This window comes from Rhodopirellula sp. UH5 (assembly GCF_056839225.1).
The window spans coordinates 805359-831475 of the sequence record NZ_CM166390.1 but is presented as its reverse complement, the minus strand read 5'-3'; the positions used below and the strand labels follow the sequence as shown (position 1 = coordinate 831475).

Below are 26117 nucleotides of genomic sequence, written 5' to 3'. Positions count from 1 at the left end.
AATTGTCGAAGGCTCGCACTTTTTTTAGTCACAAATGATGCAACATGATCAGAACAGTGAAAACAAACTTGTGAGGATCAACATGACTGAAACGAAAAAGTAGCAGATTCTGAAACCAGAACACGTCGTCCGAAACGGAGCCGTTGCCGCTTCGATTTGGAAACGACAAGCCCCGAGCGGATTCGAGTACTTTGACTATTCGATTAGCCGAAGCTGGAAGTCGAAGGGCACCGGACGAGAAGCCTATTCGACGAACTTTTTTGCTCGTTGCAAAGACGATTTGCTGAACACGATTGAAGCGGCAACGCAGTGGATTGATGAGCAATCGGATGAGCCGAGCAAGGTAGACGCGAAGAGCGCTGAGGCAAATCACCAGCTTTACTAGGTTTTCGGTACGGCCAGCGACTCGAAGAATTGCTGGCGGCTTGCCTCTCACCTGTGTTACAATGTAACACAGCCCGCAAAAAGGAAGAAATGATGCGAGAAACCATGTCCCTATCACTGACGCCCGAACAATCATCGTTTGTCGAGTCGTGTGTTGGTACTGGCCGATTTCAGTCGGCGAGTGAAGTCGTTCGTGCTGGTCTAAGGCTACTCGCGGATCAAGAAGCGATCAGGCTTGCCGAGCTTGAAGCGGTTAAAAATCTGGTTCAAGCCGGAGCCGATTCCATTGATCGTGGTGAACTGCTTGACTCGACTGAATTCTTCTCGTCTCTTCGCGAAAAGTACTCGGCTTCGGGCGGCTAAGCCATCGGCATGAAAATTCAACTTTCAAAGGCTGCCGCAAACGACATTCGTGAAATTGAAACGTACACGCTGTCGAATTTTGGCACGTCGCAAACGCTCGACTTTCTAGGAAAGCTCGAAGACGCTCTGACGCTAATCTCGACGCAGTCGGCAATGGGAACGCTTCGTCCAGAATTTGATCCGCCAAATCACCAGTTTCGATACCAAGCGATTTTGAGAAGCTTTATCGTGGTTTACGAGGAGCATGAAGAGAGTCTTCTTGTCGCTCGAATCATCCACGGATCTCGAAATCTACTTTCGGAGCTTCTGCGCGAAAGCGGTGATGAGACTGAATGAGTTTTGGCACTTACTTTTACAGTGAGGGCAACGCGACGTTGCTTCCAAACCACCGCTTATGCTCGTCATCTGTTAGTCGAGTGAAGTGGTCGATCAGAACAATCATCCGGTACTTTTCAAAAAGCCTCGATCCTTCATTCTTTGCCAGTCGGTATTGGCGGACGGTCAATGGGGGTGAGCTTCCAATCGCCTCGTTCTCAAACGCTTCTTGACCTCTGAAATCGAGACGCTCCCAGGCCGCGAGAGATGCTGACACATGATAATTGCACTTGTAAATTCCAAAGGTGGCGTCGGAAAATCGACGCTGGCCGGAAATCTCGCCGGATGGCTCCACAGCCACGGTCACCGAGTTGTTCTCGCCGACTGCGAACGTCCCGATCGATCAGCACCAGCCAGTCCACCGATGGTCGATAGCTCAGCAGACGACACACCAACGATCGACTGCGTCGGATGATCTGAACCGGGACCATCAGCACCCGATCACGGAACGTGGTGAAGTCCATGCCGATCAGTTTGCTTTTGATCGCCGCTTGCTCCTCCTTCTGTTTCGCTGTTCCGCTCGGCTTGATCATCAGGCCCGACCAGACCTTCAGCAACCTATCGCGACTCGTCGGCCTTTCATCACTTACGTCACTTGACTTGGACCGCAACAAAGTGACCGAGGAAGGATTGGAGCTCGTCGCAAAGCTGAGAAACCTGGAGTCACTCTCGCTAGACGCATGCCCCATTACAGACTCGGGCCTTGTCGCGTTGACGGGAATAATGCCTATGCCACTTGAATCAGGGCTTTCCCGTTCACACTTCGATGATTTCGTTGTCGGCAACCAACCAAGTCCGATCGTCTTTCTGGGGCTGGACGACGTGGGTTCCGGTGAACTCGCCGATGGCTGGAAAGACGAGACAACCGGACGAGTACCAGAAACACGGCAACTTCCCAAACGAATCCCGTCCCGAGCCAATTCGGATCGCGGGATGCAAATGACCGCACAACCACAGGTCGGCTCCATCTGGCACCGGACCAGGATGGTGCCCCAACGCAAGTTGCCCCATCCGCTCTCCTTCCTCGACGGTTCGAATCGGCCAAACACTGGGCAGATTCCCCACGTGTGCATCGTGATTGCCTCGGACCAGCAGGAACTCCACGGATGCGTGCCCGGCAAAAAACGATTCGACGGCGGCGACAGTCTCGGTCGTAAGCGATGATCTCGCGTGGAACAGGTCCCCAAGAATCACGAGGCGAGAGGCACTCGTGTCCGCCAGCAAACGCGAGATGGTTTGCAAGGTTTCAGCACTGCTTCCCAGTGGCACCGGAAGTCCGTGACGACGAAACGTTGCGTCCTTTCCCAGATGCGGATCGGAGACAAACAGCGTGTCATGCTTCGGGCAAAACGCGGCCCGCGACGCGAAAAGTTGGATTCGGGTGCCAGCCAAGGTCGCGAAGATCGATTCTGGCTTCATGGCTTGCCCGCCGCCAGTTCCAAGTCAGCTTGCATTCTTCGAATTCGATCCGCCAAAGTTTCACTGCTGACTCGTTCCCGCAATTTATCGACCAACAGCCCGAACGCCAACGGAGTCACACGTTTCGGTTCGTTGAGAAGGATGCGGCTCGCCTGAATGCGTTGCAACGCCAACCGCATCCGCGAAGATTCCAGTTGCTGTTCCAGCACTTCCCGGCGACTCTGTTCCAAAAGCATGTTGTTCGGATCGTACTGACAGAAAACATCAAAGAACAAATTGCTGCTGGCTTGCAAATGCCCGGCACTTTTTCGCCGACCGGGCAGACCAGGGTGAATCAAACCGGCAACGCGTGCGATCTGACGAAACTGACGCTTTGCCATCTCGGTCGAGTTCATGCTTTTCAAAATCTCTTCGACCAGGTCACCGGTGGCGAACACCCCAGCGGTCACCGCCTGTTCGACCTCGATTGGCGTGGGTGACTGCAACACGATGCCGTGGTCATTGCAGCCAATGGAAAACGTCTGCGTCCGTCGTTGCGACATGCGATACGCAAACAACGCCGCCAAGCCTTCATGAACGAGGCGGCCCTCAAACGTAAACAAAAACACGTGATGCCCGCCGCGAGTCTTGACCTTTTCCATCAACAGTTCATCACTACGGGGCAGCGTGCTCCACTCAGCCTGCAATTCTAGCAACGGTTTGAGCGACTTCATTTCTCGACCGACGAAGGTCCCCTCGGAAGCCTGCTCGATTCGTCGCCGGAGTCCGTCGCTCAGTTCACTCGAGAGCGGCATGCGTGCCCCCATCCAACGCGGCACCGTGTCTGGTTTTCCCTTGGCCCGACGCACGTACGCTGCGTTGTCTTTGACACGCACCAATTCCACCAACCGGCCCGCGAACAGAAACTTGTTGCCGGGTTTCAGTTTTGAAAGGAAACTCTCCTCCGCGCTTCCAAGCGTCTTTCCTTTCAGATACTTCACCTGCATCGATGCATCGGCGACGATCGTGCCGATGTTCATGCGGTGGTTGGTGATCGTCCGTCGCTGAGTCACTTGGAATCGCTCGTCGACGACTTCGACGCGGTGGTAGTCCGGGTAGGCTTCCAGTGACTCGCCCCCGCGAACGACGAAGTCCAAAACCCATTGCCACTCGAGATCAGTCAGTGAGTGATACGCGTGCGCCGTGCGAACCTCTTCTAGCAGTGCGTCCTGGGTGAAGCCTCCGCCGATCGCGATCGTCACGACATGTTGAGCGAGCACATCGAGCGGTTTGTCCAACATTGGCCGAGCCTCCAAGCGACCACTGCGAATGGCGTCTTGTGCAGCCGCCAACTCGATCAGTTCAATCGCATTGGTGGGAACAAACACCAGCCTGCTCGTCGCGTCAGGCTGATGCCCACTTCGGCCCGCCCGTTGCAACAATCTCGCGGCCCCTTTGGGACTGCCGATTTGAATCACCAAATCCACGGCGGTGAAATCCACCCCAAGGTCCAAACTGCTGGTGCAAACCACTGCACGCAGCTTCCCTGCACGCAAGCCGTCCTCGACCCATCGGCGGACGGACATGTCGAGCGATCCATGATGGATCGCGATCTGCCCCGCCCACTCGGGTTTCTGCTTCAGCAGATGCTGATACCAGATCTCGGTTTGCGAACGAGTGTTGGTGAAGACCAACGCACTTTGGACGGACTCCAACAACTGCACGACCTGTGGAACCATTTTGGTGCCGAGATGCCCTGACCAGGGAAATCGATCCATTTTTTCCGGAATGATGGACTCCACTTTGATCTTCTTGTTTTTGTGTCCTTCCACCACTTTGACTCGGTCGGCCGGAGTGTCCCCCATCAAGGCCTGACAGGCCTGAGCCAAATTGCCGAGGGTCGCCGACACACCCCAGATCCGCAGATCGGGATTGAGTGAACGAAGCCGTGACAACGCCAGCTCGGTTTGAATGCCACGCTTCGTGCCCAGCAACTCGTGCCATTCGTCGACGATCACACATTCCAATTGCGACAACTGAGCCAAAAGTTTCTCATGCGTCAGCATCAACGAGAGACTTTCCGGCGTCGTGACGAGTGCCGTCGGAAGCTTCTTCAGTTGCCGCTGCTTCGCACTCTGTTTGCTGTCGCCCGTTCTGGACTCAAGGGTCCACGGCATCCCGAGCGCATCAAGCGGTGCGCGGAGTGACTTCTCAGTGTCACCGGCCAGCGCACGCAGCGGCGTGATCCACAGGACACGAACCGGCGGACTTCGCTTCGGATTCCATTTCGACCTGTCAGGGTTCTCCTGCAGCCATTTCAGGATCGGCCCCATCCAAACGCCCAGTGTCTTTCCCGTCCCCGTCGCGGAGTGCAACAACCCGCTGTAGCCATCGCGATAACTCCGCCAAACTGTTCGTTGAAACGCGAATGGTTTCCAACCAATTGACGCGAAGTAGCGGTCAATTGTCTGAGTGGGTGTCTCGGGAACGAGCTTAAGAGAGTTGTTCAAAGGATCCGATTGGCGGCTTGGGTTGTTCGTCAGCGATTTGCGGCCCCAGCAAAATGAACCGCAGCGGTCGTCCGTCGACAACGCAATCTGTGTGCCACAGAGCGAAGTCATCCTCCCAACCCGACGCGTCAGCGAGGGACTCACCACCGAGCAGCACGGTCCCTCGCTCACGCGTCGGGTTGGGAATGCCAGCGAGCTCCCCTCATCCGCCGTGAAATGCAACCGTCGAAATGAGTGGCCGATTGCCTTGGTACAATTGCATGCGTCTCATCATCACAACCCGACGCGTCAGCGAGGGACTCACCACCGAGCAGCATGGTCCCTCGCTCACCCGTCGGGTTGGGATTGCCAGCGAGCTCCCCTCATCCGCCGTGAAATGCAGCCGTCCAAATGAGTGACCGACCACCTTGATACAATTGCCTGCACCTCATCATCCCAACCCGACGCACTAGCGAGGGACTCCTCGAGATGGTTCACAATGTGTCCATGCAAGATCCGTTTGCATTCTTCATCACTTGGCCAACCTATGGCACCTGGCTTCCGGGCAACGATCGCGGATGGGTCGAGTATCACCATGGGTGGCAATTGCCCAATCGAAATCTCGAGTCAATGTGCACGACACAGATGAAGGAGAAGCAGTGCCTGCTCAATCCAGGTGATCGAGAAATTGTTCTCACTCAAGTGACAGAAACTTGCCAAATGCGAGACTGGACGATGCACGCGGTTGATTGCCGATCCAATCATGCACACATCGTGGTCAGCGCAACCAAGACAGCCCCCAAAAAGATTCGCAAGGATATCAAAGCATGGTGTACACGAAGGCTGAAAGAAAGGTCGAATCCACATCGCACCAACTGGTGGGCCGAGAGAGGAAGTATCCGATACATCTGGAACGAAGACTCACTCGCGAGAGTCGTGATGTACGTCACTGAAGCACAGGATCGAAAGGGACTGGAACGATAGCTACTCGACGCGTGAGGGACTCACCACCAAGTCGCCGCATGGTCCCTCGCTCACACGTCGGGTTGGGAATGCCAGCGAGCTCCCCTCATCCGCCGTGAAATGCAGCCGTCGAAATGAGTGCCGATTGCCCTGGTACAATTGCATGCGTCTCATCATCCCAACCCGACGCGTCAGCGAGGGACTCACCACCGAGCAGCACGGTCCCTCGCTCACACGTCGGGTTGGGAATGCCAGCGAGCTCCCCTCATTCGCCGTGAAACGCAGCCGTCGAAATGAGTGGCCGATTGCCTTGGTACAATTGCATGCGTCTCATCATCACAACCCGACGCGTCAGCGAGGGACTCACCACCGAGCAGCACGGTCCCTCGCTCACGCGTCGGGTTGTGATATACATTCGTCAGCGGAGCAATTCGAGTAGCTCGCTCAAATGGTTCGCATCAGCCGCCTGTTTGTCCTGACGCCAACGTTGGATCCGTGGAAACCGAGTCGCGATGCCGCTCTTGTGTCGTGAACTGCGTTGCAGACCCTCGAACGCGAGCTCCATCACCAGTTCCGGCGACACACTTCGAACCGGACCAAAGGATTCTTTGGTGTGAGTGCGAACGAAGCGATCGACCTTCCGGATCTCGGCATCTGTCAATCCGCTGTAAGCCTTTGCGAACGGCACCAACTTCTCATCGTCCCACAACGCAAACGTGTAGTCCGTGTACAGACTCGCACGCCTGCCGTGTCCCTTTTGTGCATAAATCAAAACGGCATCGATCGTGTACGGTTGGACCTTCCACTTCCACCAGGTTCCACGAACACGTCCGGTGTCGTAGACCGATTGCTTGTGCTTCAGCATCAACCCTTCCGCGTTCTGCTGGCGACTGGATTCGCGGATTGTTCGCCAGGTGTCCCACGATGATCCATCGATCAACTTCGTCGCACAGAGGTGCGGGTGCTCGATCGATCGCAACAGGGACTCGAGTCGCTCGCGACGATCGCTGAACGGGAGTGAGCGTAGATCGCGACCGCTTTCTTCCAGCAGATCAAAGGCATGAAAGACAACCGGAACTTCCGTTAAGAGTTTCTTGCCAACGGTTTTCCGCCCGATCCGTCGTTGCAGTGCAGCAAACGGAAGCACTTCCCCGTCGCCTTTCGCCGCGAGAATCTCTCCGTCCAACACCGTCCCGTTTGGCAAACATGCGGCAGCAGCTTCAATCTCCGGCCAACGATTCTCCATCAAGTCTTCTCCGCGTGACCAAACGAAGGTTTCGCCCTCTCGTCGGATCACCTGACCGCGAATACCGTCCCACTTCCATTCGGCGACGTAGTCCGAGGCGTCGCCCAGCGGTTCCGGCCCCTGCTCATTGTCGAGTGCATGAGCCAAACAAAACGGGTACGGCTGGCTGAGCCGTGTGTCGTTCGTGTCAGGGTCGATCAGTTGTTGAAAGAACTCAACCGTCGGTTTCCAATTCCCCATCAACCGGTGAGCGATCACGTCAGCGGGAATGTCAAAGCGATCCGCGATCGCGCGCGTCACCAAACGTTTGCTGACTCCCACGCGAAATGCCCCGGTGATCAACTTCATGACCACAAAGCGAACTTGAACGGGCGTCTGTCGCCAAATGGCCAGAATCTCTGTCCTCTGTTCGTCCTCTTCCATGTTGCGAAGCGGCAACAACCGCTGCGTGACCCAGGTCGCGAGACTTTGCTCGAGAGGAGCCTCACCGCCGCCGCTTTCGAGGACAATGGACGCAGATGAAACCGTCATGGACAGAGCGGATTCATTTTGCTCGCTTTCTCTCGAATCGCCGAACGGATGATCGTCGCTGGATCCCGCACGTTCGCGTTCCGTATTCACCGGAACCACCAATGCAAGGGTCTCTGCCAAGTCCCCGACCGCGTGATACGATTCCTCGAACAACCAGCTCGGAATGCCAGCTTGTTCCGCAGCCCAAACTCGCAACAGCTTCGTTGGCACGAGTTGCCGAAGCTTGTTCCCGGAAAGAAAATGGATCGCCCAGGCGGCATCCAACCCATCCACGTCACCCAAGTAGGCAGACATGGCCGCGATCTTTTCGTTGGTCTTCGTCGTTGAATCCAACGTGTTGTAGAGCTGTGCGAAACGGATCATGCTTCCGTCTCCGATTCAGCTGGACGCTCGGGAGTCTCTGCGTCTTCCTCGTTGTCGGAACGAGTGGACGACTCCAGAACCTCCGCCTGACGGCCTTGCTCGTTGAGGTATCGAGCCACCACGGCGCTGTACCCGTGCGTGACCCAGACGTTTTCTGGATCGCAAGCCTCGATCGCTTGCATCAACGACGGCCAATCGACGTGGTCGCTGACGATGAACCCACGGTCCACGCTGCGCCGTCGCCGGGCTCCGCGAACCGCCATCCAGCCGCTGGCCATCGCCGTGCTGACGCGTCCAAACTTTCGCATCCACGGTGTCCCATGCGCACTTGGAACCGCGACCACCATCCCGCCCGACCAATCATGCTTTCCATCGATCGAGCCCACGTGAGTGGTTTCCGGCATCGCGACGCCTGAATCCCGGTATGCCTGTGTCCCTTTTTCAACGGCCCCGTGCGTGTAGATCGGCCCGATGGACGTGTCCAATCCGGCCAACAACCTTTGACTCTTGCCAACCGCGTAGCCATACAGCACACAACACTTGCCAGCGTCCCGACTCTCTCGCCACCACTGGTTGATCGCAGCCGTTGTCACCTCATCCGGCTGCCAGCGGTAGACCGGCAAACCGAATGTCGACTCGGTGACCATCAGGTGACATCGGATCGGTTGCCAGCTTTCGCAGGTTGGATCGTCACCGAGTTTGTAATCGCCAGTGACCACTTCGACACGCCCTCGATATTCCAAGCGAACTTGGGCCGAACCCAGGATGTGTCCGGCAGGATGAAAACTGATGTTGACTCCGGCAATCGAAATGGACTCGCCGTAGTTCAAAAATTCGAACTCGGCATCGTCGTTCATCCGCATTCGCAACAGATGCTCGCTCGGCTTGGCCGCCAAATACCGACGGCAGCCCCATCGAGCGTGGTCCGTGTGGGCGTGACTGACGACGGCACGGTCGACTGGTCGGTTGGGGTCAATGTAAAAGCCGCCGCGTGCGCAATACAAACCGGTGGGAGTCGATTCCAGAATCATGAATGGCTCACCGCAACTCGCAGATCAGCGACCAGTTGTTCTTGCATCTGGAATCGCCGTGATTCATCGGGCATGCGCAGAACGGCTGCCGGATGCCACGTCGCAAACGTGTGGTCGCACCACTCCGTTTGCAGCCTCACTCCGCGTGATTTGGTGATTCTAAAATCGCGGCCGAACAACGCTTGAGATGGCGTCGCTCCCAAGCACACAATCACCTTGGGCGAGACCACCGACAGTTCCGCTTCCAGCCAAGGCCGGCAAGCGTAGATTTCACGCGAGTTTGGCTTCTGATGCAGTCTCCGCTTGCCGCGCTGGGTGAACTTGAAGTGCTTGACCGTGTTGGTCACGTACACTTCGTCGCGATCGATGCCTGCCTGCGACAAGCACTCGTTGAGAAGTTGCCCAGCGGGACCGATGAATGGTTTGCCTTGAACGTCCTCCTGGTCACCGGGCTGCTCACCGATCAGAACAATCCGGGCTTCGGGATTGCCCTCACCAAAGACGGCTTGCGTTGCATCCTGACACAGATCGCAAGCGGAACACTGACTCACAGCGGCAGCAAGACTCGGCAGATTGATCTCGGCTGGCATGAAGTGCGTTGCCGTCTGCCCAAATCCTTCATGAGTTTCGATCATCTTTTCGACACGCGTCGGTGCTTGCTCAAGCAATTCCGGAATCAGCTCCGCTTCGGGCAGCGTCGCCCAATGTCGCACTGGCATCTCACGCTTCATCATCGCGACCTTGACGCGAGCCGGATTGAAGATCGATGCGTAGTAGGTCTTCCACAATTCTTCCAGCGAATCGTCGCTGTCCACTTCGCTGGCGGGCACACCACGACCATATTGCAGAGAGGTTTGATCCCAAGACGCGGACTCATCCGGCGTGAAGATCGACCAACGCATGCCTTTGAAACGTCGTGCAAAAAACGGAGCCGCCAAACGCATGATCCGATGATCAGGTCGATGCCAAGCCACAAAGGTCTCCGGATCATTCACGACTTTGCGAAACCGCACGAACGCTTTCATTTTGTGAACATCACGCGTGACTGCCTTCTGCATTTGAGTCAGTTCGTAAACGTCGTCGTCAGTCGTGATCTTCAGCAGTTCCCGTTGCTCATGGAGGATTCGCCACAGCGTTCGGTAGAGCAACGCCCATCGTCCGGCGTCGCGGTGACAGGCGACGTTCTCGGCGAGTCCTAGAAAGGAACGAGGTACGGTCATCGCGGAACTGGCAGAATCCGTTTGCTGGCCCGTCGTCTTGCCAGTTGGCATGCCGGAGTCTGAACGTCTGGGGACCTCCTCAAACAAACTCAATTGGTCCGGATCCGTTTGCCAGTGGACATCGACGGGGCGGGCGCCCATTGCGATCAGCCGCTTGGCTTCGTTCCGCCACTGTTCAAAAGTCTCAACGCAATTTGTTGGCAGCATTCGAAGTCAAACCTCACCTGAGATCGCCGACGCCGAGGCATCGAACAACAGCAACTGCGTCGTCTGTGGTTTGGCGCGTTCGCCGAGATCAAGCTTGTCCAAGCTGGCCAAGCCCGGGTTGTGATCTGCCGTTTCGACGAACCATTTGGTCCGCTTCCATGCGACTCGCAACTTTCGCAGGTCAGCGATTCGCAAGCTTTGGAACTTTCGAATCTTCAAGATGCGATCCACACTGCGGATACCAATGCCGGGAATGCGGAGCAGCTCCTCGCGACTGGCCCGATTCACGTCCACGGGAAAGAAGTGGCGATTTGCGATTGCCCACGCCAGTTTGGGGTCCATCTCCAGCGACAAGTTCGAGTCACTTTCCGCAACGATTTCGCTGGCGTCGAAACCGTAAAAGCGCATCAGCCAATCGGCTTGGTACAAACGGTGTTCGCGAACCAGCGGCGGCGATTGACCAGGAAGTCGAGCATCGGCGTGCGGGATGGGGCTGTAGGCCGAATAGTACACGCGGCGAAGTCGCTGGCCGGCGTAGAGCTCGGAAGCCGTTTTGAGGATTTCCAAATCGGGAGTCGGCGTCGCCCCGACGATCATTTGGGTGCTTTGACCGGCCGGCGCAAACCGTGGCGGTTTGAAACCCGACTTCTTTTCCTCTTTGTTCTCGTCGATCTTTTCGCGAATGCCACTCATCGTGTCGACAATCTGCGGCTTCTTCTTTTCCGGTGCCAATTGCACCAAATCGCTTTCCGTTGGCAACTCGATGTTGACGCTCAAACGATCGGCCCACGCGCCTGCCTGATCGATCAATCCCTGCGAAGCGTTGGGGATGGTCTTCAGATGGATGTAGCCGCCGAAATGTTGGTCGGTCCGAAGTCGACGAGCGACCTCGATCAATTGCTCCATTGTGTAGTCCGAGTTCTGGATGATGCCCGAACTCAGGAACAAACCCTCGATGTAGTTGCGTTTGTAAAATTCCATCGTCAACGAGACGACTTCGTCGACAGTGAACCGAGCACGAGGCGTATCGCTGGAAATTCGGTTCACACAGTACTGACAATCGTAGATGCAGTAATTCGTGAGCAGAATTTTCAGCAGCGAAACGCACCGACCGTCCGGCGTGTAGCTGTGGCAAATCCCCATCCCTTCCGTGCTGCCGATCTGACTGCCAGCGCGAGTCCCCTTGGATCCGCTGCTGGCGCACGACGCATCGTATTTCGCCGCGTCAGCAAGGATTTCTAATTTGTCACGAACTTCCATCAACGACCGTTTGCTTGCGGGAGAGACCAGAATTTGGATTGGTGGACCGCGCTTCAAAGACGAGTGGGAGCACAGGCGACTCCCACGAACGCGATACCTCAGTGTCCGCGGTTGCAAAGCCCATGCCGTTTCGAACATCGACCGCGGAAGGCAACTCCCGGCAACGGACAGAGGTCAACCAAGCGAACTGCTCGGAGCTGACGAGTGAACCCTCATTGATCATCAATGCGAAGAACCATGCACCGTTGGAAACTGACGATTTCCTCCAAAGCCGTGCCGCATGACATCATCCTGCCGAGCGAAAGCGATGATCGACTCCACGCAACCTGACACCTGGAAACAATTGAACCGAATTACACGAGGAAGAATTAACAGCAATTCTCGAAATAGGATGAGCAACAAAGAAGGAGTGAAAATTGAGCAACCGAGACGGACACACGCCGTCCCATCCAGGTTCACAACCAACCACGGCAACGATCGATCGATGAGAACTGCAGATGCTCGACAGATCGCCCGCCGGACGCAGTCGCGGTTGACGACGCGCACAATGTCCTGATGCCCGAAAGCGAACTCGAGTGCGATCAATCCATCCGTGACACAGACGCCCAAACAACCACTGCCGCCGGAACAGATCGAGCAGGTGTTTCAGATCCTCGCTCGCGAGATGCCGGGTCGTGCTCCAGGGGCCATGGGACCGAAGGGCCAACCCAATCCGTTTCGCACCTGCATCTCTTGCATGCTGTCGGCTCAATCGCGAGATGCCAACACGGCCGCCGCAACGAAGGCCTTGTTCCAATTGGCGCGAACGCCCAAGACAATGTTGAGACTCGACGACGAGCAGATCTCTGCCGCCATCAAGCCGTGCGGGCTGTACAACGTCAAAACCACAAACGTTCGCAAGTTCTGCACGGCATTGCTGGATGAATTCGGCGGAGTGGTTCCCAGCACCCGTCCGGAGCTGATGCAACTCCCCGGCATCGGTCGAAAGTGCGCCGACATTGTGCTGCAGTTCGCTTTCGGGATCGACACGATCGCGGTCGACACACACGTTCATCGCGTTTGCAATCGGACTGGTATCGCGATTGGCACCAATGCCGAAAAGACTGCCGAAGCACTGAACGACGTGGCTCCCCCATGGGCTTTCGCGGAAGGGCACTTTTGGCTGATTCAGTTTGGCAAGCGAGTTTGCCTTTCACGGGCTCCCAAATGTGACACCTGCCCAATCAATGAATTCTGCCTGAAGCGGGCTGAAGATCGGCGAAGCGAACCCGAGTGAGCCAAGCACCTCCGACAGTTTCCAATTGCTTGGCCGCAGTCGCTGAACATCGAGCAGACGTCCACGCCTATCAATCCGACCCCGACGACTCGATCGCTTTCAGAACAAACGCCTTCTGATCCTCGACCAATGCGTCCAAGGAGGCCACATCGAGTTGAGTCTTCGAATCAAACTTGGCAGTCAGCCTGGGCGTCGCACCGGAATCGAATTGGCAGAAGGTGGCACCGAAGAGTGAAGCCCCACGCAGATCGCACCCACGCAGATCTGCCGCGGACAAGTCCGCGCCTTCGAGATCCGCGTCTGCCAGACAAGCCTCCCGAAGGTCGGCCCCCTGAAGCTTCGCGTTGGAGAGGTTGGCATCTCGCAACTCAGCATGCTGAAGATTGCAGGACTGGAAATCCGCGTCCCGAAGCAACGCGTCAGTTGCTTTCAAACCCGACAAATCCCGGTGAGCCGCATGAATGCCGCGAAGGTCTTTCTCGCGGAAATCTCGCGACTCGATCACTCGCAACGCTTCTTGCTTGGTCAACGTCGATGCCATGTAGCGTTCCTCACGCAACGGGTCCGCACCGTTGTGGTATCCGGCCTCGGATTCCCAGTACCCCAGACGCTCTTCTTTCAAGAACTCGATCCGGCGGATCCACTTCACGCTCTTGTAGAAGTACTTTCCCGGAACCACCATTCGCATCGGACCGCCGTTCCCCGTCGCCAGCGGTTTGCCTTCGGCTTGCAACGCGATGATCGGATCGAGTTCCAGCATTTCGCTGAGCGGTAGCGAGGTCGAATGATTGCGCTCACTCCGTGCGACAAACGAAACGAAGTTCGCCTCGTCGGTCCAGATCGGGGTCTCCGAATCGTGCAGCAAATCTCGCAGACGAACGCCGGTGAACGACATCGCCGGTTTCGACCAACGCGTCACGCAGTGAACATCGATTTGCCGAGTCACCTGCGGCATCGCTCGAATCTCGTCGAGCGAAAACGTCGGCGAACTCGCGACGCAGCCACAAAACTCGAGCGACCAAGGCGAATCGATATCGCCCGGATGTCGTTCCCCCACAATGGGCCAACGATCACCACGAACAAGCTGTTGATTGGGAGGAAGTGCGCTGTCAGTCATGCCCGCATCGTACACGCACTCAAAAAACAAGGCGATATCACAGCGTGCTATCTTGGGGGAATCAACTCGTCACGGGATTGTCGACGGACGTTCAGACTCAACGAGGAATTTGAAATGACCTCATGGACACTCGCTGCGAAACGCTGGTCGTTCGCCGCTTTTCTGATGCTGGCCGTGGTCAGTTTGGATTCCGTCGGAGCAGACGAAAACGCGAACGAGCCCGGAACCGAAGTGCAGGTGTTCGAACTGCGAGTCGTCGACTTGGATGGCAATGTCGTCCCCAACGCCAGCATTGAAATCCGGTGCCGCCCCAGAATGGCAGCCACCGACATCGTCGTGGGTGCGTTTGAAAAGAAGGGCACTTACGGCGTCATGGTCAACGCGGATTCCGCTGGAGTTCTGCGTCTGCAGAGGAAGCAGTTCCCAAAGAACATTTCCTTTTCGATCGTGACGGAGGGTTTCACTCCATATTGGCTCGAGTTGGATCAAAACAAAAATGCCATGCCCGATTCGGCGACCGCCAAAATTGAGCCTGCTTGGGCGGTGGGTGGAGTGGTGCTCGACCCAGGAGGTCGCCCCATCGAGGGTGCGGAAGTTCATCCGAGTCTGCCGTTTCGCATGCCACCAACAGCGACGCGATCGTTGCATGTTGGTACCTCGATCAAAACAGACGCGAACGGGCGTTGGCGATATGGACATGTCCCCATCTCCAAACGTGACGTGACGGTTGCGATCAATCATCCCCAATTCGGCCCATTGAGAACCAATCTTTCTCGCAGTGAGTTTGAATCGACTGCGGAACAACCATCTGCGGGCAGTGTCACCTTGACCCAAGGGTTGACATTGGCCGGCTTTGTTCGCGATCCGGAAGGCAACCCGATTGAAGATGCGACGGTCCGAACCAAGTTCCTCAATGAGCTCCGCGAGGTGAAGACGGACGAGTTCGGTCGCTATCAACTGACGGGATGTGAAGAGAGGCACTGCCGAGTCGTCGTGTTTGCCAAGGAACGTGCCTTGGAAATGAAAGAGGTGCATGTCCGTCCCGGAATGAAACCGGTCGACTTTGTCTTGCCTCCGGGTGGGCGTGTCAAAGTCCGCGTCGTGGATGCCGATGGAAACGGGTTGCCGAAGACCAGGATCTTCCTGCAACGTTGGCGCGGCCGAGTCGACTACTTTGAATTTGACCACGTCGATTGCTACACCGACGAAAACGGCATCTGGGAGTGGAACGAAGCTCCACTCGATGTTTTCGAAGCGGACATCTGCCCACCAGGAGGCATGCAGTTGGTTCAGCAACCAATCGTTGCCGGTGATGCGGAACACCTGTTTCAACCTCCACCGCGGTTGGTGATCACCGGCCGGGTGCTCGACGCAGAATCGGACGAACCGATCACCGGATTTCGAGTGACTCCGGGGCATCGCAATGACAACCCCAGCATTGGTTTCGACTGGTACAAGCGTGAGGCTTACACATCCAACTCGGCTGACTACCGAGTGGAATTCAATCGATCGGGCAGTGGCTACGTTGTTCGCATAGAAGCGGATGGGTACCGCGTGGCTCAATCACGCGATTTCCAGTTTGACGAAGGCGACGTGACGTTTGACTTTGAAATGGAACCGGCTGAGAGCATCACCGGACAGATTGTTGACGCGAACGGTCAGCCCGCGGCTCATGCCGGCCTGGCAATTTCCAACCATGGAGCACAAATCTCGATCCAAGATGGCATGTTTCGAGATTCTTCCACTTACGCCACCCGATTGGCAGCCGATATCGATGGCCGATTCAGCCTGCCTGTCCGAGATGATCCCTTTCACGTGGTCGTGATTCATGATCAAGGCCACGCGTTCCTGTATTCGGAATCAATCCAAGCAGACGAACCAATTGAATTACGGCCTTGGTCATCCGTGCAAGGCACTTATCGAATCGGTGCAACGCCAGCAGTCAACACGCGACTGACCCTTTCCGGCGGCGAGTTTCGTTCGGATCACCGGAACACGGGTCGAGTCTACGCGACCGCGACCACGGTGACGGATGGACAGGGCCGGTATCGCCACGACCGCCTGTTTGACGGGCGTGGGTCTATCGGTCGCGAAATCATCATGATGGTCGACGACGGAGCCGAGGAAATCACCTCGACTCCACGCGTGCCATTCACCATCGAGGCCGGAGAGAACTTGGAACTGGATTTGGGTGGTTCCGGCCGTTCCGCGATCGGGCAATTGCGGGCTCCGCCAAACCATTCTGAACCGATCATTTGGAGCCTCGCCACGGTCCATGTCAACGTGCGTCTGACGCCACCGACTCCGCTTGTCGACCGCGCGAAGTTGCAGCAAAACCCAGCACAATGGGAAGCTTGGTTGCAGACGCAACCGGGGTTGGACTATCTCGCCGCAGCGGAAGCGTATAACCGAGAAAGATCGAACGCGACTCGGTTTTTCGCAACGGTCGGCGCAGACGGTCTGTTCCGGATCGACGACATTCCTGCCGGCGAGTATGAACTGAGAGCGGATCTCGGGCAGAACCCAAACGGTTCCATCCGCGGCCATGCATTGTCGATTCCTTTGTCGGGTGAATCAGAATCCAGTGAACTGGTTGATTTAGGAATCATTCAACTCGAGTGAGGGAAGCGATCGCAACTCAGCGCACGCTCGACCAAAGTCTCATCACCTCCCGTCACGCTTCACCGTTCCGCGACCATGAACTTGTTCGACAACGTTCCAACCAATCTGCCATCGGAACTCGTCGAGGTGTTGGCCGAGGGGCAATCGGTTCGCATTGAACGGATCGTCTCCACCGGACACACCACGGAACCGGGCACTTGGTACGACCAAGAACAAGACGAGTGGGTGGTGGTGCTCAAGGGCGAAGCCAAACTCAGCTTCGACGACGGCGAACCCGTCACGATGAAGCCCGGCGATCACCTCCTCATCCCCGCCCACCGACGCCACCGAGTCGAGTGGACCACCAAGAAAGAACCCACCCTCTGGCTCGCCGTCTTCTTCGAAAAGGTGTCAGGTACCTTTTTGGAAGAATAGGTAAGATGCTGATCACCTTGATCGATTTGACAGTCGCCCACTCACGACCGGTCTGCCAGTGACATCGCCGCAAGATCATCAGGAGCTCCGTCGCCTGGACCGGTTCACGAAGTGCGAAGGCCAAAGTTGCGATCGTTTGAACCTGCTCGATGAATTCGTCCAAGATCGCCACGAAACTACCTAAACTACCAAAAAGGTACCTGACACCTTTTTCGGTTAGATTGGCGTGGTACGTGCTGAAACCCTTTGGATGGCAGGATCAGAGATGCAGACGATTCGAATGATGAGAAGTTGTGGGCAGGCTTGGTTGGCCGTGTTGGCCGTGTTGATTGGTGCGGGCACCTTGGAGGCTGCGGAACCGGTTCAGGTGCGCGTGCTCTGCTACAACATCCATCACGGTGAAGGGGTGGACGGGAAATTGGATTTGGAACGCATCGCGAAGGTGATTCAATCAGTCCATCCAGATGTGGTGACGCTCCAGGAAGTCGATCAAAAGGCCTCGCGAAGCGGCAGCGTCGATCAACCGGCCGAACTAGCGCGGCTGACGGGAATGCAGGTCGCGTTTGGCGCCAACATCCCGCTTCAAGGTGGCCATTACGGGAACGCGGTGCTGTCGAAGTATCCGATCGTCGATCATCGCAACCAGCACCTGCCAAATTTTGACAACGGTGAACAGCGCGGCGTGCTTTCGGCGGAACTGGAGATTCCTGGACTCGACGAACCTCTGTTGCTGCTGGCCACTCACTTGGATTCCCGCCGGAAAGACGGCGAACGAATTGCATCGGCCAAGGCCATCAATCAAATCGTCAGCCAAACGCCGTCGCGTCCCGCACTGCTGGCTGGCGACATGAACGATGTCCTCAACAGCCCAACGCTGAACGAGCTCGATGCCAGCTGGACGCGAGCGAACGAGCAGGCTTTGCCAACCATCCCGGTGGCGAATCCCCAGCGTCAGATCGATTTCATCCTGTTTCGCCCCAGCAATCACTGGAAGGTGATCCAAGTCAAAGTCTTGGACGAAGCGGTTGCCTCGGACCACCGGCCAATCTTCGCCGTGCTGGAGCTGATCCAGTAGCGTCGACTCCTTCTCGAACCAAGTGAGCGGAAAACCAAACGACCGGGAGGAGAACCGAACAAAACCGCGGCCAAGCACCGAAGTCTATATACCATTGAGACTTACGGTCCGCTGCCGTGCAAACAACCCCGTGGCCGAGACGGGCTGAATGAGTCATATTGCTGGCCCAACATCTCCTTCACCCCACCTGTTTCGAGAGCCTTCCCTTGCTAACGATTGAGAAATACTCCTTCGGCGTCGGTGACCGCTTCGCCCACCAAGCGGCCGCTCAACTGCGTTCCTTCACTCGTTTGGCCGAAAAGGGCATTCACGTCGCTCCGGTTTGGAACAAATCCAACCGCGAACACACGTTTGTCGGCTCAGAACCGCAAAGTGTTCACGACGCTGCCGCGGCCGCCGTCGAAAAGCTCGGCTTCGATCGTCCTTGGCACGTCGACGCGGACCACATCGGTTTGAAAACGGTGGAACCGTTCCTGCCTTGTTCCGACTTCTTCACGCTCGACGTTGCCGATTCGATCGGCAAACCCGCTGATCCAGCCGACATCGATGCTTTCGTTGCCAAGCACAGCGAACTGATCGGCACGTTGGAACTGGACGGTCTCTCCGCTCCTCTGACGATCACGGAAGAAGACGTTCGCCGCGTTGCTGGACAGTACATGTTGGCAACCAAAGAAGCCGGCGAGATCGATCGGCACATTGCGTCCGTCAAAGGCGAAGGCAACTACATCGCCGAAGTCTCCATGGACGAGACCGATGAACCGCAAACGCCACCGGAATTGCTGATCATCCTGGCCATGCTGGCGGATGAAAACATTCGCGTGCAAACGATCGCACCGAAGTTCACTGGTCGCTTCAACAAAGGCGTCGACTACGTCGGCGATTTGGCTCAGTTCGAACGTGAGTTCAATGACGATGTTGCGGTTCTGGCTCACGCCGTCAAAGCGTACGGGCTGCCCGAAGTTTTGAAGCTCAGCGTTCACAGCGGCAGCGACAAGTTCAGCCTGTACCCGATCATTCGCGATTGTTTGAAGCGAACCGGCGCGGGCGTTCACTTGAAAACCGCCGGCACGACTTGGTTGGAAGAAATCATCGGGCTGGCCGAAGCTGGTGGCGATGGATTGGCACTGGCCAAAGAGATCTACGTCTACGCGTTGGAACACGTCGACGAACTGTGTGCTCCTTACGCCAGCGTCATCGACATCGATCGTTCGCAATTGCCCGATTCGGCTGCCGTGGAAAAGCTTGATGGCCCGGCCTTCGCGGAACTGATTCGCCACATCCCTTCGAACCCCAACTTCAACGCCAACGTGCGTCAGTTGTTGCACGTCTCGTTCAAGGTCGCGGCGAAAGCGGGCGCTCGATACACCGACCTGCTGGAATCCAACGAAGAAATCGTCGGTCAACAAGTCACCCAAAACATCTACGATCGTCACTTGCTGGCATTGTTCATCGACGAAGATGGCCAAGCCATTGGAACGGGAGCCTGAGCATGAAAGCCTTGCAACTGAGTGCTCCTAAACAGTGGGAGCAGATCGAAATCGACGAACCATCGCCACCGGGTCCGGGCGAAGCCTTGGTTCGGATTCACCGTGTCGGTGTTTGTGGCACGGACTTGGGCGGCTACCTCGGCAAGTTCCCTTTCTTTTCGTACCCCCGAATTCCGGGGCACGAACTGGGCGTGGAAGTCCTCGCGGTAGGCGAAGACGTTGAAAACGTAAAGGTCGGTGATCGCTGCAGCGTGGAACCGTACATCAATTGCCAAACGTGTTACTCGTGCCAGCGTGGTTTGACGAACTGCTGCGAGTCACACCAAACACTCGGCGTGATGTGCGACGGGGGCCTGACCGAAAAGATGATCTTGCCCGCCCGCAAACTGCATCCCGCCAACAACCTCTCGTACGAGCAATCGGCCCTGGTGGAAACGCTGGCGATCGGCTGTCACGCGATTGATCGAGCTCAAGTCACCGACAAAGACACCGTGTTGGTGATTGGCTCGGGACCGATTGGATTGTCCGCAATCGAGTTCGCTCGCGTCGCCGGTGCCAAGGTCATCGTCGCGGACCTCAGCCAAACGCGGCTGGATTTCGTCACAGAGAAGATGGGTGTCACGAACACCATCCGGTTTGATGGTTCCGAAGCTGACATCGAGAAACTGGAAGCGATGACCCAAGGCCGCCGCGCCGATGTGGTCGTCGACGCCACCGGCAATCATCACTCAATGCGACGTGCGATGGAAATGGCCGCGTTTGGCGGACGAGTCGTCTACGTTGGGATCACCCAGCAAGACCTGCAGTTCCCGCACGCACCGTTCTTGCATCGCCGTGAGTTGACGATTCTGGCCAGCCGCAACGCGTTGACACGCGACTTTTCTCGCATCATTGATCTGATCGAAACCGGTGTCATCGACACCGATCCTTGGATCACCCACCATGCGAAATTTGAAGATGTCATTGAGTCTTTCCCCTCGTGGACCGATCCCGAGACAGGTGTCGTCAAAGCGGTGATCCACGTGTCTTGAGCACGTGGAGATGCATCCGCACGGCGGTCTTCCGAGACCGTCGGGAAAAAACGTCGCGCTCGTACGATGGTCTTCCGAGACCGTCGAAGGAAACAAGACGGCCTTGGAGCGCCATCGTACGGAAAAGAAACACGGGCAATTCTTCTCCCCTGCGTGAAATGTGTCGCTGGTCTCCGAGCCTGGATTGCCAGTGCCGCCATCGTTTGACCTTGAAAAACGGGCAAAACATCGCATTTTTGCCATTCACCCAAGATCACCAACGGTTGCACCGGTGAGACGTCCAATCAACCTTGACCCATCTTGCCTGAACTGTATGATTTGCCTCAGTGGCAAGCCAGGGAAGTGCGGTCGCTTGTGACCCTTGCGAGTTCGGCGGATTTTAAGTGCGTTTGTGACTCTAGTGGGTTGAAGTGCTAGTGCATCACCCCCGCGGTTTTGCTAATTGGAGTGACGGAGTGAAGCTGGGTGCTTCGGTGAGAGTTTTCTCTGCCCCCCAACCGGCTTCGCGCTTTCCTCATTTCGGTATTGGGCTACCCCACAGGGAGGACGGTTCCCGCCATGACCACAAAAACGGTATTCACGACTGGCGAAGCAGCCAAGATCTGCAAAGTCAGTCAACAGACGATTATCCGTTGTTTCGACAACGGTTCGCTGAAGGGTTTCCGAGTCCCAGGAAGCAAATTCCGCCGGATCCCTCGCGAGCAATTGTTCTTGTTCATGAAGGACAATGGGATTCCGACCGATGCGTTGGAAAGCGGCAAGAAGAAGCTGTTGATTGTTGACGACGATCAAGATCTGGTCGATTTGATGCAGGACGGCTTCCAACGAGACAATCGCTTCGAAATCCGGACCGCCAACAACGGCTTTGACGCCGGGATGGGCGTGAAAGAATTTCGCCCCGACCTCGTGATCCTCGACGTGATGCTTCCCGATATCAACGGGAAAGAGGTCTGCCAACGAGTCCGCAGTGATCCTTCCATGGACACCGTGAAGATTCTTTGCATCTCGGGGATGGTCGAGCACAGCAAGGTCGACGGTTTGAAAGCCGCCGGCGCCAACGACTTCATGCAGAAGCCGTTCTCGATCGACGATTTGGTTGGCCGCGCCTGCACTTTGCTCGAAATGGATCGCGGTGTCATCGGCTGATTTGTTTGCCGGTTGGCTGCCTCCCATCGTCATCCAGGATGACGATGGAACCGCGAATCCAACGCACGAAGAACGCATTTGGTTACCAATGCGTTCGAGTTCGTCGGCGACGTTGCTGCACGCGTTGGTCTCTCGCGACACCAGCGCGACGTTTCGTCGAAAGCTCCGCAACACGCTTCACCATGACCCCGCGTTGTGCATGTTCACCGCTGCCAAGTTGGTGCAAGAACATGAGCGTGGGTGGCGTCCGATCGCGGGCCGATGGACCACCAAACAACTGGCCGATTGGTGGATTCGGCATGGCACCGAGGTCTGGGAAGGGGCGGCGTTCCTCTCTTGCCCGGACACGGAAACTGGTGAGCAGCAACTCCAGCGATTCATGCGACTGGACCAGCACTTCCAAACGCTGCCGTTTTCGCGTTGGCTGATGGAATCGGACCTGTGGTGGAAAGCCGCCGGCCTTCATCGCAGGGCCAGCATTTGCCAATCGATGCATTCGATTCGCCTGATCGATTCAGATCGAGCGGACTCGACTTCGGTTCCCAACAAACACCCGTCCAACCAAGATGCTCACGAAGCGTTCGGCAAAGTCACTGGGATGGTGATGGAACGCCAGCGTTTGCAGAGCGAGTTTTCAGATTCGCTCGAAATAGTCCGTCGCGATTTGGCGAAGCAATTGGCCTACGGTTTGTCTCATGAGATCAACAACCCGCTGGCCAACATTGCGACTCGCGCGCAAGGGCTGATCGCCTCGGCGTCGGGCCCTCAGCAAGCGGAATCCTTGCAGCGAATCGTCGATCAGTCCTACCGGGCCCATGCGATGATCGCTGACCTGATGTTCTACGCTCATCCGCCGGAACCACAGATGGTTTCGAGCTTCCCTGCAAAACAGGTGGTGAACGATGTGCTCGACCCCATGCGTTCGACGCTGCAACGCGATGAGATCGTCGTGGACGTCCACATTCCGTCGTCGTTGAAATGCGACGGCGACCCGGACATGTTGAGCGAAGCGATCCGGGCGTTGATTCACAATGCGGTGGAATCGATTGGCGTCGATGGCAAAATCGTTCTCTCGATAGAAGCTGACACGGACGCCAAGCAATGCTTGCTCCGAATCTCGGACAGTGGGCAAGGACTGACGCCGGAAGACGCCGCCCGTGCGTTTGATCCCTACTTCAGTGGCCGGGAAGCTGGACGCGGACTTGGGTTGTCGCTCTGCCGAGTGCACCGGATCGCGGAACTGCACGGGGGCTCAATCCAGTTGCATCCTGCCCTGATTGGCTGCGTCGCCGAATTGACTTGGCCGCTGCACCTCGGCTGAAACAATTGTCTCGCGTGACAATCCAACGGCGATTCTCAGGCGACGCAAAAAGCGGGCTTTTCCACGCCAATCAAATCGTCCAATCGCCTGCGGCGACGCCGGAATCCAGTCGCATTCCCATCTGGCGGCGGATCGCCGATACTGCCGCTTCGCAAACCATTCAAGCTCCTTTCCACGCGACCAAGACGGTTCGTTCATGTTGCATTCGGCCTCGCAAATTTTGAAACAACTCGAGTCGGGCGAAGTCACCGCCGTCGAGGTCATTGAACAATCACTCGCGGCCATTCGAGCCACTCAGCCAACGATCAACGCGTTCACCCACGTTGCGGAAGAAACCGCAATGCAAGCCGCTGAGACCGTCGACGCGGATCGCAAGGCTGGCAAAACACTCGGTCCATTGGCAGGGCTTCCCGTTGCGATCAAGGACGTTCTGTGCACGTCCGACATGCCGACGACATGCTCGTCCAAGATGCTCAAGGACTTCACCCCGCCCTACGACGCAACCGTGGTCGCTCGGTTGAAACACGCGGGCGCGATCGTTGTTGGCAAAACCAACATGGACGAATTCGCCATGGGTGCCAGCACTGAAACCAGTGCGATGGGTGTGACCGGCAACCCCTGGGACACCACCAAAACCCCCGGTGGCAGCAGCGGTGGAGCGGCGGCCGCGATCGCGGCTGGCGTCGTGCCCCTGAGCATTGGAACTGACACCGGCGGATCGATCCGGCAACCATCGGCGTTTTGCGGCATCACCGGATTGAAACCCACCTACGGCCGAGTCAGCCGGTACGGTTTGGTCGCCTTCGCCAGCAGCCTGGACCAAGCCGGTCCGATGGGATGGTCGGTTGACGACGTGGCGATTGGACTGCAAGCGATGGCGGGTTACGACCCACGCGACAGCACTTCCGTCGACGCCGAGGTCCCTGACTACACGCCAGCCATGGCGGCGGAAGATGTTCGCGGCATGCGAATTGGCGTGCTGCGAGAAGGGCTGGATCAAGAAGGCATTTCTCCCGCCGTCCGTGACGCGCTCGCAACCGCCGAATCAGTGTTTCGCGAACAGGGTGCCGAGATCGTCGAAATTGAACTGCCACACAGCAAGTACTGGGTGCCGACGTATTACGTGATCGCACCCTGCGAAGCCAGCAGCAATCTTTCGCGGTTCGACGGGGCTCATTACGGGTTCCGCGTCAGCGACGCCGAAATCGCCGCGGCCGACTCCGGACCGCTGGAGGCCATGTATTCGCTCAGCCGTGCTGGAGGATTCGGCAGCGAAGTCAAACGTCGGATCATGGTCGGAACCTACGCGCTCAGCGAGGGTTACTACGACGCTTACTACAACCAAGCCCTCAAGGTTCGGCGCCTGATCCGGAATGATTACGACGCCGCGTTCCAGCAAGTTGACTTGATGCTCGGCCCAGTGACGCCTTCACCCGCGTTCGCATTGAACGAGAAAACCGACGACCCGATCGCGATGTACCTGTGTGACTTGTTCACCGTCGGCGCCAACCTGGCGGGAGTGCCCGCAATTTCGTTGCCTGGTGGTTTCGACGCCTCTGGATTGCCGGTTGGCGTGCAGCTTCAGGCCCCGGTGATGGAAGAGACTCGCCTGCTGCGGGCGGGCAATGTGTTCCAAATGGCCAGTGATTTTCACACTCAGCGGCCACCTGCTTATAATGCAAATCATTCGCAATAAGGCCTTGTCTCGACAATCCCGTCGACTTAGATTGGTCACATGACCGATTCAAAACCTTCCCAGGCGACCGATTCCAACTTGGCAGAAATGCCATCGGGTTCGGTGGTGGAGGGAGCTCCGGTCGCGAAACCGGCGGTTGAATCGGTTCCATCGGAAACGACGATGTCGACCGGTGGGATGCCCAAAATCATCCGATTCGAGGCCTTGGCACGTTGCGGTGGTGAAATCTGGATCGAAAACGAAGGCCAGATTTACCGACTTCGCAAGACCCGCCAGGGCAAACTGATTCTGACGAAATGACCTTGGAATTCACCTGTGCACACCAGTGAAACGATTCTCGCAGTGATCCCCGGCGCGACCGAGCATGAACGCTTGGTGGTCGCGACGCGCTTCATTGAAATCGCCGAACGCCTGAAATTGCATTCGGAGGAAAGCGTCGAGCCATCTGAACGAGCCGACGACAGTCGGCCGTTCTGCGAGCAATTGACCAGCGTTCAGTCGCAGCCGCTTGTGTTGCGACAAGAATCGTTCAGCGAAGCCGTGGGCTGGTTCACGCAAAGCTGCGTGGAAATGAGCCGCGAGCAGTGGGACATGATGCGTCGCACTCTGGTCCCCGAAACGATGCCGACCGTTCGTCGCCAACGCCATGTTCGGAAACTGAATGTGATGGACGTCGACACACCCTCGGTCATCCCCTTCAAACCCTCGCGAGCCGTCTCGGCTTAGTTCGCCAACGGGCGCCGGATCAAGGGCCGCGAGGCTCAGGGGGGGGATGCCTCGCTGACGCGTTTTGATGTTGCGTTTTATCCGTTAATGGCCAACGGCCTTTTTCAACATAGCCAGGGGCATCGCCCCTGGAGCAGTAAAACACGGCTCCATTTTGGCCAACGGCCAAATTCAATTCAAAACGTGTGGGTTGATGTTGGCCGTTGGCCAACCAATTGCCCTCCATCTCGATCCCTGGGGGCGATGCCCCAGGCTACGATGACGAAGGCCGTTGGCCAACCAAACCGAATGCAAAAGCGCAACTTCAAAACTGACGCGTCGGGTTACCAGTTGTTGTAAATCGACGGGCTTGGAAACCCATCGTACGGGAAGGTGG

The 26117-nt window shown here is 56.8% G+C and carries 22 protein-coding genes and 1 pseudogene; 15 read left to right on the top strand and 8 right to left on the bottom strand.

The window, feature by feature from the left end; translation table 11 throughout:
- The first annotated feature begins 489 nt into the window (after positions 1 to 489).
- Both UH5x_RS02950 and UH5x_RS02945 read left to right on the top strand, forming a co-directional pair.
- Complete coding sequence (locus UH5x_RS02950) at positions 490 to 747, top strand: type II toxin-antitoxin system ParD family antitoxin (RefSeq protein WP_047815251.1); 258 nt, start codon at positions 490 to 492, stop codon at positions 745 to 747.
- Between the two features lie 9 nt (positions 748 to 756).
- Positions 757 to 1083, top strand: a complete 327-nt coding sequence (locus tag UH5x_RS02945) for a type II toxin-antitoxin system RelE/ParE family toxin (RefSeq protein WP_482634659.1) — start codon at positions 757 to 759, stop codon at positions 1081 to 1083.
- A gap of 197 nt (positions 1084 to 1280) precedes the next feature.
- Here the strand turns inward: UH5x_RS02945 and UH5x_RS02940 are convergent, their stop codons facing one another.
- Complete coding sequence (locus tag UH5x_RS02940; RefSeq protein ID WP_482634658.1) at positions 1281 to 1655, bottom strand: hypothetical protein; 375 nt, start codon at positions 1653 to 1655, stop codon at positions 1281 to 1283.
- Here UH5x_RS02940 and UH5x_RS02935 point away from each other — a divergent pair.
- Positions 1585 to 1737, top strand: a pseudogene (locus UH5x_RS02935) (hypothetical protein); the annotation flags it as partial. The gene UH5x_RS02940 and the pseudogene UH5x_RS02935 overlap by 71 nt on opposite strands.
- Positions 1738 to 1878: 141 nt before the next feature.
- On the opposite strand, the gene pdeM reads toward UH5x_RS02935, so the two are convergent.
- Positions 1879 to 2541, bottom strand: a complete 663-nt coding sequence (pdeM, locus tag UH5x_RS02930; protein WP_482634657.1) for a ligase-associated DNA damage response endonuclease PdeM — start codon at positions 2539 to 2541, stop codon at positions 1879 to 1881.
- Positions 2538 to 5141, bottom strand: a complete 2604-nt coding sequence (locus UH5x_RS02925; protein WP_482634656.1) for a ligase-associated DNA damage response DEXH box helicase — start codon at positions 5139 to 5141, stop codon at positions 2538 to 2540. The genes pdeM and UH5x_RS02925 overlap by 4 nt, the downstream gene beginning before the upstream one ends.
- Before the next feature lie 357 nt (positions 5142 to 5498).
- On the opposite strand from UH5x_RS02925, the gene UH5x_RS02920 reads away from it, so the two are divergent.
- Positions 5499 to 5993 carry a transposase gene (locus UH5x_RS02920; RefSeq protein WP_482634655.1) on the top strand — a complete coding sequence of 165 codons (495 nt, stop codon included), beginning with the start codon at positions 5499 to 5501 and terminating at the stop codon, positions 5991 to 5993.
- A gap of 397 nt (positions 5994 to 6390) precedes the next feature.
- Here UH5x_RS02920 and UH5x_RS02915 read toward each other — a convergent pair whose 3' ends face one another.
- From UH5x_RS02915 to UH5x_RS02900, 4 genes are read right to left on the bottom strand one after another with little or no spacing between them, the layout of a single operon-like run.
- Entirely contained in the window at positions 6391 to 8112 is a 1722-nt protein-coding gene (locus UH5x_RS02915) for an ATP-dependent DNA ligase (RefSeq protein WP_482634654.1), read from the bottom strand.
- Positions 8109 to 9143, bottom strand: coding sequence for a ligase-associated DNA damage response exonuclease (locus UH5x_RS02910; protein WP_482634653.1), 1035 nt, complete (start codon positions 9141 to 9143; stop codon positions 8109 to 8111). The genes UH5x_RS02915 and UH5x_RS02910 overlap by 4 nt, the downstream gene beginning before the upstream one ends.
- Entirely contained in the window at positions 9140 to 10570 is a 1431-nt protein-coding gene (locus UH5x_RS02905; protein WP_482634652.1) for a UdgX family uracil-DNA binding protein, read from the bottom strand. The genes UH5x_RS02910 and UH5x_RS02905 overlap by 4 nt, the downstream gene beginning before the upstream one ends.
- 6 nt (positions 10571 to 10576) lie before the next feature.
- Positions 10577 to 11830: a putative DNA modification/repair radical SAM protein gene (locus UH5x_RS02900; protein ID WP_482634651.1), complete on the bottom strand. Its 1254-nt coding sequence runs from the start codon at positions 11828 to 11830 to the stop codon at positions 10577 to 10579.
- Between the two features lie 592 nt (positions 11831 to 12422).
- Between UH5x_RS02900 and UH5x_RS02895 the strand changes: the two genes are divergently transcribed.
- Positions 12423 to 13106, top strand: coding sequence for an endonuclease III domain-containing protein (locus UH5x_RS02895; RefSeq protein ID WP_482634650.1), 684 nt, complete (start codon positions 12423 to 12425; stop codon positions 13104 to 13106).
- Positions 13107 to 13176: 70 nt separating this feature from the next.
- Here UH5x_RS02895 and UH5x_RS02890 read toward each other — a convergent pair whose 3' ends face one another.
- Positions 13177 to 14223 (bottom strand): molybdopterin-dependent oxidoreductase, encoded by a 1047-nt coding sequence (locus UH5x_RS02890; RefSeq protein WP_482634649.1) that lies wholly within the window; start codon positions 14221 to 14223, stop codon positions 13177 to 13179.
- 114 nt (positions 14224 to 14337) lie between these two features.
- Between UH5x_RS02890 and UH5x_RS02885 the strand changes: the two genes are divergently transcribed.
- The 10 genes from UH5x_RS02885 (at position 14338) to UH5x_RS02840 (ending at position 25741) form a co-directional block, all read left to right on the top strand.
- Entirely contained in the window at positions 14338 to 16845 is a 2508-nt protein-coding gene (locus UH5x_RS02885) for a carboxypeptidase-like regulatory domain-containing protein (RefSeq protein WP_482634648.1), read from the top strand.
- A 75-nt stretch (positions 16846 to 16920) separates the two neighbouring features.
- The gene (locus tag UH5x_RS02880; protein WP_482634647.1) at positions 16921 to 17259 is read left to right on the top strand and encodes a cupin domain-containing protein; all 339 of its coding nucleotides are present in this window, start codon (positions 16921 to 16923) and stop codon (positions 17257 to 17259) included.
- A gap of 265 nt (positions 17260 to 17524) precedes the next feature.
- Positions 17525 to 18334 carry an endonuclease/exonuclease/phosphatase family protein gene (locus UH5x_RS02875; RefSeq protein WP_482634646.1) on the top strand — a complete coding sequence of 270 codons (810 nt, stop codon included), beginning with the start codon at positions 17525 to 17527 and terminating at the stop codon, positions 18332 to 18334.
- A gap of 206 nt (positions 18335 to 18540) precedes the next feature.
- On the top strand, positions 18541 to 19821 hold the full coding sequence (locus tag UH5x_RS02870; RefSeq protein ID WP_482634645.1) for a tagaturonate epimerase family protein: 1281 nt from the start codon (positions 18541 to 18543) through the stop codon (positions 19819 to 19821).
- Between the two features lie 2 nt (positions 19822 to 19823).
- Positions 19824 to 20852 (top strand): zinc-binding alcohol dehydrogenase family protein, encoded by a 1029-nt coding sequence (locus tag UH5x_RS02865; protein WP_482634644.1) that lies wholly within the window; start codon positions 19824 to 19826, stop codon positions 20850 to 20852.
- 558 nt (positions 20853 to 21410) lie between these two features.
- Positions 21411 to 21998 carry a response regulator gene (locus tag UH5x_RS02860; RefSeq protein ID WP_047815132.1) on the top strand — a complete coding sequence of 196 codons (588 nt, stop codon included), beginning with the start codon at positions 21411 to 21413 and terminating at the stop codon, positions 21996 to 21998.
- Positions 21985 to 23319 carry a sensor histidine kinase gene (locus tag UH5x_RS02855; protein WP_482634643.1) on the top strand — a complete coding sequence of 445 codons (1335 nt, stop codon included), beginning with the start codon at positions 21985 to 21987 and terminating at the stop codon, positions 23317 to 23319. Before UH5x_RS02860 ends, UH5x_RS02855 begins: the two co-directional genes overlap by 14 nt.
- 196 nt (positions 23320 to 23515) lie before the next feature.
- Positions 23516 to 25015 (top strand): Asp-tRNA(Asn)/Glu-tRNA(Gln) amidotransferase subunit GatA, encoded by a 1500-nt coding sequence (gene gatA / locus UH5x_RS02850; RefSeq protein ID WP_482634642.1) that lies wholly within the window; start codon positions 23516 to 23518, stop codon positions 25013 to 25015.
- 39 nt (positions 25016 to 25054) lie between these two features.
- Positions 25055 to 25315: a hemin uptake protein HemP gene (gene hemP / locus UH5x_RS02845; protein WP_047815136.1), complete on the top strand. Its 261-nt coding sequence runs from the start codon at positions 25055 to 25057 to the stop codon at positions 25313 to 25315.
- Between the two features lie 15 nt (positions 25316 to 25330).
- On the top strand, positions 25331 to 25741 hold the full coding sequence (locus UH5x_RS02840) for a hypothetical protein (protein WP_482634641.1): 411 nt from the start codon (positions 25331 to 25333) through the stop codon (positions 25739 to 25741).
- The last annotated feature ends 376 nt before the right edge of the window (positions 25742 to 26117 follow it).